Here is a 13,767-nt window from a genome sequence, read left to right on the forward strand (position 1 = left end):
CCATACGGAAGAGGGCCGCTGGATGCTCACTGCACGTACCCACGAGAGGGTTCCGCGGTCGTTGGCTGCGTCTTCACGGGTGCGCCCACCGGACGCCCGCACGCGGCACCGACACGGCGCTGACCTGCGCCGGAGCCTGCTCCGGGGGTGACTGTCAGTGGTGGGGTGCAGACTGGCCCGTGTCTGAGACGAGGGCGTCGACGACGACGCCGCGGAGGTGATCGGCATGACCGAGGTACTGCTCGCCGTGGGCACGCGCAAAGGCCTGTTCATCGGGCGCCGGCGGGACGGTGGCGCCTGGGAGTTCGACCAGAGCCCCTACTTCAACGCGCAGGCCGTGTACTCGGTCGCCATCGACACCCGCACCGCGACCCCGCGGCTGCTGGCCGGCGGCGACAGCGCGCACTGGGGCCCGTCCGTGTTCCACTCCGACGACCTGGGCCGGACCTGGACGGAACCGGCCCGGCCGGCCGTCAAGTTCCCCCAGGACACGGGGGCGTCCCTGGAGCGGGTGTGGCAGCTGCACCCGGCCGCCGCCGAGCCGGACGTGGTGTACGCGGGCACGGAACCGGCCGCGCTGTACCGCTCGGAGGACCGCGGGGAGACGTTCGAGCTCGTCCGGCCCCTGTGGGAGCACCCCACGCGGTCGAAGTGGGTGCCGGGCGGCGGCGGTGAGGGCCTGCACACCGTGCTCACCGACGCACGCGACCCCAAGGCGGTGACGGTCGCCGTCTCGACCGCCGGTGTGTTCCGCACGCTGGACGGCGGGGCGAGCTGGGCGCCCTCCAACTCGGGCGTCTCCGCGGTGTTCCTGCCCGACCCGAACCCGGAGTTCGGCCAGTGCGTGCACAAGGTGACGCGGGACGCGGCGAACCCTGACCGGCTCTACCTCCAGAACCACTGGGGTGTCTACCGCAGCGACGACGCGGGAGCGCACTGGACGGACATCGGCGAGGGCCTGCCGTCCACGTTCGGCTTCGCGGCGGCCGCACATCCGCACAGAGGCGACACCGCGTACGTGTTCCCGATCAGCGCCGACGCCGACCGGGTCCCGGCCGACCGCCGGTGCCGGGTCTACCGGACGGCGGACGCGGGCAAGAGCTGGGAGCCGCTCTCGGCGGGGCTGCCCCAGGAGGACCACTACGGCACGGTGCTGCGCGACGCGATGTGCACGGACGACGCCGACCCGGCGGGCGTCTACTTCGGCAACCGCAACGGCGAGGTGTTCGCCTCGGCGGACGACGGCGACAGCTGGCAGCAGCTCGCCGCGCATCTGCCGGACGTGCTGTGCGTGCGGGCAGCGGTCGTCGGCTGAGGCGGGGTCCGGGCGGGGGATGAGGGGGGTACGAGGCGAGGGATGAGCTTACGAGCGGCCCTTGGCCACCGGTTGATCGCCGCTGCCCGTACGGCAGTAGGGTGACGCCCGTGGCACCACGACCCTTGCATGAAATCGTCGAAGCGGGCTGGGCGAAGGCCCTGGAACCGGTGGCCGAACGCGTCGCCGCGATGGGGGACTTCCTCCGCGCGGAGATCGCCGCGGGACGCACCTACCTCCCGGCCGGGCCGAACGTGTTGCGGGCCTTCCAGCAGCCCTTCGACGACGTACGGGTCCTGATCGTCGGTCAGGACCCGTATCCGACCCCGGGGCACGCGGTGGGGCTGTCGTTCTCGGTCGCGCCCGAGGTGCGGCCGCTGCCCGGCAGCCTCATCAACATCTTCCGCGAACTGAACGCCGATCTGGGACTGCCGCAGCCGTCCAGCGGTGACCTCACGCCGTGGACGCAGCAGGGCGTGCTGCTGCTCAACAGGGCGCTCACCACCGCCCCGCGCAAGCCCGGAGCCCACCGCGGCAAGGGCTGGGAGGAAGTCACCGAGCAGGCGATCCGGGCCCTGGCGGCGCGCGGCAAGCCCCTGGTGTCCGTCCTGTGGGGCCGTGACGCCCGCAACCTGCGCCCGCTGCTCGGCGACCTGCCCTCCGTGGAATCCGCCCACCCCTCCCCCATGTCGGCGGACCGGGGCTTCTTCGGCTCCCGCCCGTTCAGCCGGGCCAACGACCTGCTGATCCGTCAGGGCGGCCAACCGGTGGACTGGCGCCTGCCGTGACCGGGGCGCCGGAAGGCTCCGGCTTCCTCGCGGTGGACTCCGGCGGGTCCGGACTCCGGGTGGTGGTCGGAACCGCCGAACGCGGACCGCTCGCCCGGCGGACGTCCGACGAGCCGGTGCGCACGGGCGACCGGGGCATCGACCCTGAGCACTTCATGGCGCGACTCGTGCCGCTGGTGCGCACCCTGACCGCCGAGACCGGTCCTGTGCGACTGACCGCCGCCGTCGTCGGCGCGGCCGGGCTGGCCTCCCTCGGTGCCGGGCTGCGCGCCGAACTGCCGGGTGCCCTGGCGCGGGAGTTCGGGGTACGGAGGGTCGCGCTGGCCGCCGACGCGGTGACCGCGTACGTGGGTGCCCTCGGACCCCGGCCGGGTGCCGTGATCGCCGGTGGTACGGGACTGATCGCGATCGGCAGCGACCTGGCGGGCTGGCGTCGGGCGGACGGCTGGGGGCATCTGCTCGGCGACTGCGGCGGCGGTGCCTGGATCGGGCGGGCCGGGCTGGAGGCCGCGCTGCGGGCCCACGACGGCCGGGAGGGCGGCTCGGCCCGGCTGCTGGCCTGCGCCGAGGACGAGTTCGGGCCCGTGGCCGGACTGCCCGGCGCGCTGTATCCACGGCCGGACCGGCCCGCCGTCCTCGCCTCGTTCGCGCCCCGGGTGGCCGCCTGCGCGGAGGAGGACCCCGTGGCGGAGGGCATCCTGCGCGCGGCCGCCCGGCACATGGCCGACTCCGCGGCGGCCGTGTGCCCCGGCGGCGCCTCGCGCGTCGCCGTCACCGGCGGCCTGTTCAAGATCGGCGACCCGCTCCTCGCACCCCTCGACGAGGAGCTGGCGAAGCGGCTCCCACACACGCGACGGGTGCCGGCCGAGGGCGATCCGCTGCACGGCTCGGTGCGCATGGCGGCCGAGCTCAGCGCCGGTCCGCTCACCCTGCCGGGTGACGAGACCATGCTGAGCATGACCACCCGATCGAGTGATTGATCCGATCGCGCACCATCCGCACGTCATTCAATCCGTACGTAACTCATCAGACAAAACGGGACGGATACCGCTCACCTGACCCCTCCCCGAACAGGGGAGCCCAAGAAGCCAGTAACATGCGGCGCCATGAGTTCCCCCACTGGACCCGAGTCCGGCCTCCCAGTACGAATGCCGCGACCCCGCCAGCCCGGACGGCACCGCCGCCCGGAGCCGCTGGTGGCTCCCGAGGGCGCGCCCGCGCTCGTCCTCGCCGTGCCGGGCACGCCCAGTAGCGCCACCCGCAGCCTCGCCGAAGAGGTCGTGAGCATCGCCCGCTCCGAGCTGCCCGGCCTCGACGCCCGCATCGGGTACCTCGACGGGGACAACGCGGAGTTCCCCACGCTCCAGGCCGTGCTCACGTACGCCGCCGAGGAGCGCACCGCCCGCTTCGAGCAGGCGCGTGCCGCCGGCATGGACGTCAGGGAGCCCGACGGGCCGGTCGCCGTCGTCGTGCCGCTGCTCGCCGGCCCGGACAGCGCACTGCTGCGCCGGGTTCGCCAGGCCGTCATGGAGAGCCGGATCGCCGCCGAGCTGACCGATGTCCTCGGTCCGCACCCGCTGCTCGCCGAGGCGCTGCACGTGCGGCTCTCCGAGGCCGGTCTGGCCCGCGCGGACCGCGCCCGGCTGTTCACGGTGGCGACCGCCGCCGACGGCATCATCCTGGCGTCCGTGGGCGGTGACGAGGCCGTGCAGGCGGCCGGGATCACCGGCATGCTGCTCGCCGCGCGCCTCGCGGTGCCGGTGATGGCGGCGGCCCTGGACCAGGAGGCCTCCATCGCGTCCGTCGCCGAGCAGCTGCGCTCCTCGGGTTCGCAGCAGCTGGCCCTCGCGCCGTACCTGATCGGCCCGGAGATCGAGCCGGGGCTGGTCGAGGAGGCCGCGAAGGAGGCGGAGTGCTCCGCCGCCGAATCGCTCGGGCCGTACCCGGCGGTCGGGAAGCTGGCGCTGGCCAAGTACACGACGGCGCTGGGCATCGCGCCGCAGCAGGCTCAGGGCACGCCGGTTCGCTGACGTCCCCCGGCACGACCGAGAAGGCCCGCCCCCGGTCAGGGGCGGGCCTTCGTCGTCGGGGCGGCGGGCCCCCGTGTCCCCTTCAGCCGATGACCACGCACGACGCCGCCGTCACTCCGATCGAGCCGGCGCGTCGCGGAATGCCCGTGCGCGGGTCGGTGGCGAACCAGGTCACGTCGCCCGAGCGTTCGTTGGCGACGTAGAGGGAGCCGCCGGACGCGGTGAGGGCGCGGGGCCAGTGGCCGCCGCAGGGCACCGTGGCGATCAGCCGCAGTCGCTCGCCCTCGACGGCGAGCACGGACAGGACGTCCTCGCCGCGGGTGGCGGCCCACACGAAGCGGCCGTCGGGCGAGGTGACGATGCCCGAGGGGTAGGCGTCGCCGGCCGGTGCGCCGGGCAGGAGCGGGGTCTCGGTCAGCGGTGTCAGCACGCCTTCGGCCCCGTCCCAGTGGCAGACGGTGACGGAGGGGGTGAGTTCGTTCACGACGTACGCGTACGACCCCTCCGGGTGGAAGGCGAGGTGGCGCGGGCCCGAGCCGGGCCGCAGGGCGGTCTCCTTGTGCAGGACGAGGGCGCCGTCCGTCAGCGTGCAGACCCGCGCGGAGTCGGTCCCGAGGTCGATGCTCACGGCCCAGCGGCCGCTCGGGTCGGGCTGCACCTGGTGGGCGTGCGGACCCTGCTGGCGCGGGCCGTGCGGGCCCGAGCCGGTGTGCTGGAGCACGTGGGCGGCGGACCGGGCCAGGGTGCCGTCCGGGCGGACGGGGACCGCGCTGACGCTGCCGGAGCCGTAGTTGGCGGTCAGGACGTGTCCGGCGAACAGGCTGAGGTGGGTCGGCCCGTTCCCGCCGACCGGCACGGGCGGCCCGGCCGGCTCGGGCCTGTCCCCGTCCACGCGGTACGCGGCCACCGCGCCCTCGGCCGTCTCACTGACCGCGTACAGCGTGCGCGTGTCGGGGGACAGTGCCAGGTAGGCGGGGTCGGGGACGGCGTCGACGTTGCCCAGGGCGGTCAGCGCGCCGCTGTCGGCATCGACGGCCGCCGTCACGATCCCGGGGCCGCCGGCCGCCGTGAACGACCCGATGTACGCCCGCCCCCTGCCGCCGACCTTCACCGCTGTCCCCTCTCGTCCCTGAACGCGTCCGTCGACCATCCGGAATGCCCGCGCAGCCGATCATGCGCGGTCTAGACCAAACGGTCAAGGACGTCGTAGGGCTCGCGCCCGGCGGACGGCGGGCGGACCGACGGGCGGCAGGCGGCGAGCGGCGGACGACGGGCGGGGGCCGACGGATGGCGGACGACGGGCGGGGGCCGACGGGCAGCGGACGACGGGCGGGGGCCGACGGACGACGGACGACGGGCGGGGGCCGACGGGCAGCGAGCAGCGGACGACGGGCCAGCCGACGGGCTGCGGACGACGGGCAGCGAGCAGCGAGCAGCGAGCAGCGAGGCAAGCGTTGAGCGGCACGGCGAGGCAAGCGAAGCCGCGCACCCACGGGAGACTCAGCGGCCGAGCGGGCCCGGCCAGGGCCCCTCAGCGCGCCGTACAGCGCTCACGCCCCGGCCAGCGGCGAACCCGACGGTGTGCGGAGGGGGCGGGCGAGTTCGGCCAGGGCCCGTTCCAGGCCGTGCAGGTGGGCCAGGGCGGGTTCCGTCGCGGCGGAGGCGTCCGTCTGGACCGAGACGTCTCCGCCGTCGGTGAGCGCCTCGACCGCGGCCTGCACGCGATGGCAGGCGGCGGCCAGACGGGCGTCGTGGGAGGCCTCCGGGTCCGCCGCGACGGCGACCAGGCCCCGGACCTCCCGGGCGCAGTCGTCGAGGAGGGCGAGCACGTGCCGGGCCCGTCGCTTGCGGCCGAGCATCGGGTTCAGCGGGTGCACCAGCGGCGCGACCGAGAGCCGTACCCGCGCGAGCAGCTGCTCCAGCTCCGCCACTCGCGGAGCCGGGTCGGCGTCGGACGCGCCCGCCAGGCGCCGGGCGGTCTCGGCGGTGCAGGCGTGGACACAGCGCAGGGCCCGCTGGATCCAGGCGTCGGTGACGCTGTGGGTGGTGACGGGCAGGAGCAGGATCACGGCCAGCGCGGCACCGAGCGCTCCGACGCCGGTCTCGGCGAGCCGCAGGGCCAGCAGGCCGGGGCCGAGCACGCCGAGGAGGCCGTAGAGCAGCCCGGCGAGAAGGGTCACCCAGAGCATCATCCAGGTGTAGGACACGGCGGCCGTGTAGAAGATGCCGAAGACGCAGGCGGCGGCGAGGGCGGCCGTGACGGTCGGGTCACCGTGCACGGGCATGGCGACGACCAGTCCGAGGGCGATGCCGATGACCGTGCCGAGGAGTCGCCGGAAGCCGCGGACCAGGGTCTCGCCGCGCGAGGTGGTGTTGACGAAGATCCACCAGGTGGCGCCGACGGCCCAGTACCAGCGCTGCCCGGACACCAGCTGGCCCACGACGAGGGCGAACCCGGCACCGGCGGTCGCTTGGATCGCCTGGCGGGTGGTCACCCGGGCCAGCCCCGTACCGCCCGGCGGGGCGGGCGCGACGGCCGGGGGCAGGCGGCGCTCGTAGCACCACAGCCCGAAGCGCACCCCGGCGGCGGTGAGGACGGACAGCAGGACCGCGGCGTACAGCTCGGGCAGCTGGTCCGTGGTGGCGTGCAGGAACTGGGCCACGAAGAAGGTCATGAACGCGAACACGCCGAGGCTGTGCCCGCGGGGACCCCAGCGGCGCGCGTACACGCCCGCGCCGACCACGGCGAGGAAGGTGAGGTCGCGGGCCACCGGGTGGTCGTGCAGTCCGGCCGCGGCGGTGAGCACGGGCAGTCCGACGGCGGGCAGCAGAGCCGTGGTGACCGCCTGGCCGCGCACGGTGGCGTCGGTGACGGTGAACAGGGCGAGCAGGGCGGCGAGACCGCCGGTGACGGCCCCCGTGAGGGAGTGTCCGGCGAGGCCGCACACGGCGACCGCGAGCGCGATGCCGAGCACGGCACGCGTGGCGAACCGCAACCGCGTCCGCCCCGGATCCGGAGCCACGAACACCCTCTTCAGCACCACTTACCGCCCCCTTCGGAACGCCGGATGAGCAAGCATGAAAAAGGCGCCGCGGGGTCCGCAGCGCCATCGACGCCTCCATATCAGCATCCCGGACGCCACTGGCTCAACAGGCTCCTTCTAGACTGGGCCATTGGCACAGCCTGAGCGGCCGGAGAGCGGCCGTGGCAGGGCCAACGGACGAGGAGGGCACCGCATGGCCGTGGACGAGCTCGACACCCGCATCCTGCGACTGCTGCTGGAGCAGCCGCGCACGAGCGTGCGCGAGTACGCCCGTCTCCTCGGCATCGCCCGGGGCACGTTGCAGGCCCGGCTCGACCGCCTGGAGCGCGACGGCGTGATCACCGGCACGGCACCGGCCCTCTCCCCCGCCGCGCTCGGCCATCCGGTGCTCGCGTTCGTGCACATCGAGGTCACCCAGGGCCATCTCGACGAGGTGGGCGACTCGCTGGCGGCGGTGCCCGAGATCGTCGAGGCGTTCTCCATCACGGGCGGCGGGGATCTGCTCACCCGGGTCGCGGCGCGGGACAACGCGCACCTGGAGGATGTCGTCCAGAAGCTGATCAGCCTGCCCGGGGTCGTCCGTACCCGCACCGAGATCGCCTTGCGCGAGCGCGTCCCCCACCGGCTGCTGCCGCTGGTGGAGTCGATCGGCCGCGCGGCCCGGGCCTGACCCCGGCGACCTAGGGATCATGGTCTTTGACATGCTGGAACCATGAGCAGTCTCGGCGGCATATCGGTCATCTTCGATCTCGACGGAACGCTCGTGGACAGCGAGCCGAACTACTTCGAGGCGGGTCGGCATACCCTCGCCGAGCACGGCGTCCCCGACTTCGGCTGGACGGACCACGAGCGGTACGTCGGCATCAGCACGCAGGAGACGGTCGCGGACTGGATCGAGCGGTACGGCCTGCGGGCCTCCGTGGAAGAACTGTTCGCCGCCAAGAACCGCCGCTATCTGGAACTGGCTCGCAGTTCCACGCGCGCGTACCCCGAGATGCGCAAGTTCGTCGAGTTGCTGGCGGCCGAAGGCGTGCCCATGGCCGTGGCCTCGGGATCCTCGCCCGAGGCCATCGAGGCGGTCCTGACGGGCACGGGCCTGGACGCCCACCTGCGGACCGTCGTCTCGGCGGACGAGGTCCCGCACGGCAAGCCGGCTCCCGACGTCTTCCTGGAGGCGGCCCGCCGGCTCGGGGCGGACCCGGCGGCCTGTGTGGTGCTGGAGGACGCCGCCCCGGGCGCCGCCGCCGCGCACGCGGCGGGGATGCGCTGCATCGCCCTCCCCTACGTCGCCGCCCAGGCCGACGCACCGGAGTTCGCCACCGCGGGTCTGCTGCTGCGGGGCGGGCAGGAGGAGTTCACGGCACAAGCCGCGTACGACTGGCTCCTGAACTCGGTCGACCCTTCCTGAACTTCACCCCTCCCGCCCCGTTGACGCTCCCCCGTCCCCTCCCTAGGGTCTGGTCGATCATCCGCACAGCGTTCGATATATCGATCATGCATACCGTGGACCCGTGGAGGAGCACACATGGCACGGCCTCTCTCCAGAAGGACCCTTCTTCAGGCAGCGGTGGTCACCGCTGCCGCACCCGCGTTCTCCGAGACGACGGCCGGGCGGGCCACGGCGGCTCCCGCGGCCGCGGTCGTCGCGGCGGCAGCCATGGACGTCCCGTCCACCTGGACCGTGCGGCCCTTCGCCCTGGAGGACGTCAGCCTCGGCCGTGGCGTCTTCGCCGACAAGCGGCAGCTGATGCTGGACCACGCCCGCGGCTACGACGTGAACCGGCTGCTCCAGGTGTTCCGCGCCAACGCCGGTCTCGCCACGGGCGGCGCGGTCGCCCCCGGCGGCTGGGAGGGGCTGGACGGCGAGGCCAACGGCAATCTGCGGGGCCACTACACCGGCCACTTCCTGACCATGCTGGCGCAGGCGTACCGCGGCACGAAGGAGCGGGTGTTCGCCGACCGGATCGGCACCATGGTCGGGGCGCTGACCGAGGTGCGCACGGCGCTGCGGCGGGATCCGGCGGTGCTGAGCGTCGCCGGGAAGTTCGGGACCGCCGCGGATCAGGTGCGTGGCTCCTACCAGTACGTGGATCTGCCGGCGGCCGTGCTCGGCGGGGCCTCGGCGATCACGCTGTCCGTCTGGGTGCGGCCCACGCACGACGCGAACTGGACCCGCGTCTTCGACTTCGGGAACGACACCACCCGTTACCTGTATCTGGCCGCCCGCAACCAGGCCGGAGTGCCGCGCTTCGCCATCACCACGTCGGGTCCCGGCGGCGAGCAGGCCCTCGACGGCACGGCCGCGCTGCCGCTGAACCAGTGGAGCCATCTCGCCGTCACGATCGCGGGCGGCACCGGCACGCTCTACGTCAACGGCACCGCCGTGGCGCGGAACACCGCGATGAGCCTCACCCCGGCGGCCCTCGGCACGCTGAAGAACAACTGGCTCGGCCGCTCGAACTACTCCGCCGACCCGGTCTTCGCGGGCGCCTTCGAGGAGTTCAACGTCTTCTCGCGGGCGCTGACCGCCGCCGAGGTCACCGAGTTGCAGAGCCGCCGGGCCGCCGACGCCTCGACGGGCCGGGGCGACCTGGCGTCGTACGCCTTCGACGAGACGGCGGGCGGAACCTTCGCGGACGCCTCCGGCCGGAGCCTGACCGCCACCCTGCGCCGCACCTGGGGCGGCCCCAGCCACCCCGGGTTCCTCGCGGCGTATCCGGAGACCCAGTTCATCGAACTGGAGTCGAGGACGACCCCCGACTACACCAAGGTGTGGGCGCCGTACTACACCGCGCACAAGATCCTCAGGGGTCTGCTCGACGCGTACACCGCCACGGACGACGACCGGGCCCTCGACCTCGCGTCCGGCATGTGCGACTGGATGTACGCGCGGCTGTCCAAGCTGCCGGAGTCCACGCTCCAGCGCATGTGGGGGATCTTCTCCAGCGGCGAGTTCGGCGGCATCGTCGAGGCGATCTGCGACTTGCACACGGTCACCGGCAAGGCCGAACACCTCGCACTGGCCAAGCTGTTCGACCTCGACCGGCTGATCGACGCGTGCGCCGCGAACACCGACGTCCTCGACGGGCTGCACGCCAACCAGCACATCCCGATCTTCACCGGGTACGTGCGGCTCTACGACGAGACGGGCGAGGAGCGCTACCTCACGTCGGCGAAGAACTTCTGGGACATGGTCGTCCCGCACCGCATGTACGGCATCGGAGGCACCAGCACCCAGGAGTTCTGGAAGGCCCGGGACGTGATCGCGGGCACGATCGGCGCGACCACCGCGGAGACCTGCTGCGCGTACAACATGCTCAAGCTGAGCCGGACCCTGTTCTTCCACGATCAGGACCCGAAGTACATGGACTACTACGAGCGGGCTCTGTACAACCAGGTGCTCGGTTCGAAGCAGGACAAGCCGGACGCGGAGAAGCCGCTCGTCACGTACTTCATCGGACTGACGCCCGGTCACGTCCGGGACTACACGCCCAAGCAGGGCACGACCTGCTGCGAGGGCACCGGCATGGAGAGCGCCACGAAGTACCAGGACTCGGTGTACTTCGCGAAGTCGGACGGCAGCGCCCTGTACGTCAACCTCTACAGCCCGTCCACGCTGACCTGGGCCGAGAAGGGTGTCACGGTCACGCAGACCACCCGCTATCCGGAGGAGCCGGGCAGCACGCTGACTCTCGGGGGCCGCCGGGCTTCCTTCACGCTGCGGCTGCGGGTGCCGTCGTGGGCGAGCGCCGGGTTCCGGGTGACCGTCAACGGGCGTGCGGTGTCCGGGACTCCGAGGCCCGGAAGCTACTTCGACGTGTCGCGGACCTGGCGGGCCGGTGACACCGTCCGCATCGCCATGCCGTTCCGGACGCGGGTGGAGAAGGCCCTCGACGACCCGTCGCTGCAAACGCTGTTCCACGGCCCGGTCAACCTGGTCGCCCGCGACGCCGCGACGGAGTACCTGAAGGTCGGGCTGTACGGCCGTGCCGGACTGTCCGGCGATCTGTCGCACTCCCTCACACCGGTGCCGGGCAAGCCGCTGCACTTCACGCTGGACGGGAGGGAGTGGGCGCCGTTCGCCGAGGGGACGGAGGATCCGACGCACGCCTACTTCCGGCGCTCGGAGCCGAAGGTCGTCTTCGGCGGCCGGGACTCGGGCGTCGCCAACCCGGCGAAGCCGGACGGCACCACGCTGCTCGACGAGGTCTGGGCGGGGGCGCCGTTCCGGAACAAGGGGGCGCTGGTGGCACGGGTGCGGTCCACGGTGGACGCGTGGGTGACCGCCGGGCTGCTGAGCAGGGCGGACGGCGACAAGGTGGTGAGTACGGCGGGCGCGGCCTCGTACCGGCCCTGATCCTTTCCGGCCAGGTCCGGTGCCGTACCGCCCTCGGCACCGGACCCGGCCGGTACACAATATTTTTTTCGGCAGCGGTGATTGTTTCGCCCCTGGCATCCGTACCTCCTGCCGTTGGGCCGTTCATATCCCAGGAGGCACGATGCGCATCTCGCGCAGCACGGCAGGAACCGCGTTCGTGAGCGGTGCGTTGATCCTTACGCTCACCGCGCTCGCCTACCCGAGCATGCTGGGCGTAGAAAACGCCGCTTCCGGCCAGGACCGCATCATCGCCAACACTCAGTGGGGTCCGCTGACCGAGGCGGACCGCGACTTCGTGGTCCGCGTGCGCGCGGCCGGTCTGTGGGAGTACCCGCTGGGGCAGATGATCATGGAGCGGAGCTCGTCGAAGGAGATGCGGGAAGTCGCCGAGCATCTGCTCGTGGGTCACGGCCGGCTCGACGCGGGCTGCCGCAAGGTCTCCACGGACCTGGGAATCACCCTGCCGAACGAGCCGTCGCCGCAGCAGCAGCAGTTCGTGGCGACGGCGGAAGGCAGCACCGGCAGGGAGTTCGAGTCCACGGCCGTGACCATCATGCGTGTCGCGCACGGGGGCATCTTCCCGACGATTGCCAAGATCCGGGCGACCACCCGGAACAGCCTCGTGCGGGAACTCGCAGACACGACCAACGACACGGTTCTCGACCACATCACGGTTCTGGAAAAGACCGGCCTGATCAACCAAGAGCAGGTCAGCTTCCAGATCACCGCCCCGCCCAAGCTGCCCCAGGAGCAGACGACGCCGCCGCCGCCCCAGCAGGGTGCGCCGGTCCGCGTGCTGCCGATCCCCGAAGACCTGAAGGATCTGCAGACGGTCGCCCCCAACCCGTCCTACGGGCAGCCGCAGCCGTCCCCGCCGGCCGGGTGAACCAGGGGCGGGCCGGGGGTCGCGCTCCGGCGGCGGGCCCCCGGGCTACGAACGGCGGCGCGGTTTGCCGCGCCTGCCGCCCTTGGGGGCGCCACGCCCACTCCGGCCGGCCGACTGCCCGCCCTTGCCGGCGGCCTTCGCAGAGGCCGACCTCCCGGCCGCCGACTCCCCAGGCACCGGCTTTCGCCGGACGCCGCCCTTGGGGTTCCCCTCCGGAAGAGCCGGCCGACGGCCGCGCGTGCTGTTGACCGTGCGGCCGCGGACGATGCCGATGAAGTCCTCCACCTGGTCCGTGGTCGCGTCCTCGGGCCAGGCCAGGGCCACGCTCGACTCGGGGGCGTCCTTGAGAGGACGGTGCGCGAGGTCCTTGCGGTGGTGGATGCGGGCGAGCGACAGGGGGACGATGAGCACGCCGATCCCCGCCGCGACCAGTTCGACGGCGTCGGCCGTCGTGGCGGGGCGTTCGAAGGCGGGCCGTCCGGGGAGGTTCTCCCAGTCGAGGACGTCGTCCAGGGGGTGCAGCACGATGTCGTCGGAGAGGTCCTCCGGGGACACCTCGTCGACGGCCGTGACCAGGTGATCCTTGGGCACCACGACGACCGTCTGCTCGGTGTAGAGGGGGATCGCGCTGAGGACCGTCCGGTCGACGGGGAGGCGTACGAGGCCCGCGTCGGCGTCCCCGTCCAGCAGCCGCCCGGCCGCCGCTCCGGCGGGCACCTGCGTCAGGGCCAGCGGGACGTCGGGGTGCCGCTCGTTCCAGACGCGCACCCACTTGTCGGGCATCACCCCGGGGACGTACACGAGCCGGAACGACGATGATTCTTCCGAGCCTGTCACCCGGCCAGGTTACCGGCCGTGGTCAGCGGTCGTGGTCAGCGGTCGCGCACACGCTCGATACCCTGGGGCTCATGACGTCGCACCAGAGCACCCAGACCATGAAGCCCGCGACCGCGGCGAAGAAGCTGGGTGTGTACCTCGAGGCCACCCCCGCCGAGTTCCGGGAGGGTGTCGTCTCGCGCGCCGAGCTGAACGAGCTCCAGGCGAACCCGCCGCAGTGGCTTCAGGACCTGCGGAGCAACGGCCCGCACCCCCGCCCGGCGGTCGCGGCGAAGCTCGGCGTCTCCATCGCGGGTCTCGCCCGCGGCGGCGTCACCGAGCCGCTCACCACCGAGCAGATCGAGACGCTGAAGCAGGAGAGCCCCGAGTGGCTCGAGCGGGAGCGCGCCACCCAGGCGGAGGTCCGCAAGGAGGCGGAGCGCATCAAGAGGAAGAACGCCGAGCGCGCCGAGCGCAGCGGCTGACCTCGAACCTTCTCCCCCACGGCCC

Annotated in this window: 12 protein-coding genes; 9 read left to right on the forward strand and 3 right to left on the reverse strand. The window is 72.9% G+C overall.

Translation table 11 applies throughout. The annotated features are described in order from the left end of the window. Window positions 1–217: 217 nt before the first annotated feature. The 4 genes from ABFX81_RS21360 to ABFX81_RS21375 all read left to right on the forward strand — a co-directional run bounded on the left by ABFX81_RS21360 (window position 218) and on the right by ABFX81_RS21375 (window position 4,133). On the forward strand, window positions 218–1,315 hold the full coding sequence (locus ABFX81_RS21360; RefSeq protein ID WP_086855558.1) for a WD40/YVTN/BNR-like repeat-containing protein: 1,098 nt from the start codon (window positions 218–220) through the stop codon (window positions 1,313–1,315). 110 nt (window positions 1,316–1,425) lie between these two features. Further along, on the forward strand, window positions 1,426–2,103 hold the full coding sequence (locus tag ABFX81_RS21365; protein ID WP_086855655.1) for a uracil-DNA glycosylase: 678 nt from the start codon (window positions 1,426–1,428) through the stop codon (window positions 2,101–2,103). After that, window positions 2,100–3,083 carry a BadF/BadG/BcrA/BcrD ATPase family protein gene (locus tag ABFX81_RS21370; RefSeq protein WP_086855656.1) on the forward strand — a complete coding sequence of 328 codons (984 nt, stop codon included), beginning with the start codon at window positions 2,100–2,102 and terminating at the stop codon, window positions 3,081–3,083. Before ABFX81_RS21365 ends, ABFX81_RS21370 begins: the two co-directional genes overlap by 4 nt. A gap of 126 nt (window positions 3,084–3,209) precedes the next feature. Then, complete coding sequence (locus ABFX81_RS21375; RefSeq protein ID WP_086855657.1) at window positions 3,210–4,133, forward strand: sirohydrochlorin chelatase family protein; 924 nt, start codon at window positions 3,210–3,212, stop codon at window positions 4,131–4,133. 82 nt (window positions 4,134–4,215) lie between these two features. On the opposite strand, the gene ABFX81_RS21380 is transcribed toward ABFX81_RS21375, so the two are convergent. Continuing rightward, complete coding sequence (locus tag ABFX81_RS21380) at window positions 4,216–5,244, reverse strand: beta-propeller fold lactonase family protein (RefSeq protein WP_086855658.1); 1,029 nt, start codon at window positions 5,242–5,244, stop codon at window positions 4,216–4,218. A 439-nt stretch (window positions 5,245–5,683) separates the two neighbouring features. Further along, entirely contained in the window at window positions 5,684–7,174 is a 1,491-nt protein-coding gene (locus ABFX81_RS21385) for an FUSC family protein (RefSeq protein ID WP_086848673.1), read from the reverse strand. A gap of 196 nt (window positions 7,175–7,370) precedes the next feature. Between ABFX81_RS21385 and ABFX81_RS21390 the strand changes: the two genes are divergently transcribed. The 4 genes from ABFX81_RS21390 (at window position 7,371) to ABFX81_RS21405 (ending at window position 12,441) form a co-directional block, all read left to right on the forward strand. Continuing rightward, window positions 7,371–7,847, forward strand: a complete 477-nt coding sequence (locus ABFX81_RS21390; RefSeq protein WP_086848672.1) for an Lrp/AsnC ligand binding domain-containing protein — start codon at window positions 7,371–7,373, stop codon at window positions 7,845–7,847. 42 nt (window positions 7,848–7,889) lie between these two features. Next, on the forward strand, window positions 7,890–8,585 hold the full coding sequence (locus ABFX81_RS21395) for an HAD-IA family hydrolase (RefSeq protein WP_086848670.1): 696 nt from the start codon (window positions 7,890–7,892) through the stop codon (window positions 8,583–8,585). Between the two features lie 117 nt (window positions 8,586–8,702). Further along, on the forward strand, window positions 8,703–11,534 hold the full coding sequence (locus tag ABFX81_RS21400; protein WP_086848668.1) for a beta-L-arabinofuranosidase domain-containing protein: 2,832 nt from the start codon (window positions 8,703–8,705) through the stop codon (window positions 11,532–11,534). Window positions 11,535–11,676: 142 nt separating this feature from the next. Further along, window positions 11,677–12,441 (forward strand): DUF4142 domain-containing protein, encoded by a 765-nt coding sequence (locus tag ABFX81_RS21405; protein WP_086848666.1) that lies wholly within the window; start codon window positions 11,677–11,679, stop codon window positions 12,439–12,441. Between the two features lie 45 nt (window positions 12,442–12,486). On the opposite strand, the gene ABFX81_RS21410 is transcribed toward ABFX81_RS21405, so the two are convergent. Next, a complete protein-coding gene (locus tag ABFX81_RS21410) occupies window positions 12,487–13,278 on the reverse strand; it encodes a LysR substrate-binding domain-containing protein (protein WP_086848664.1) in 792 nt (263 codons plus the stop codon). A 71-nt stretch (window positions 13,279–13,349) separates the two neighbouring features. On the opposite strand from ABFX81_RS21410, the gene ABFX81_RS21415 reads away from it, so the two are divergent. Next, window positions 13,350–13,742 carry a DUF5997 family protein gene (locus ABFX81_RS21415; RefSeq protein WP_086848662.1) on the forward strand — a complete coding sequence of 131 codons (393 nt, stop codon included), beginning with the start codon at window positions 13,350–13,352 and terminating at the stop codon, window positions 13,740–13,742. Window positions 13,743–13,767 lie beyond the last annotated feature (25 nt).

The organism is Streptomyces coeruleofuscus, from assembly GCF_039532725.1.
Lineage (GTDB): Bacteria > Actinomycetota > Actinomycetes > Streptomycetales > Streptomycetaceae > Streptomyces > Streptomyces coeruleofuscus.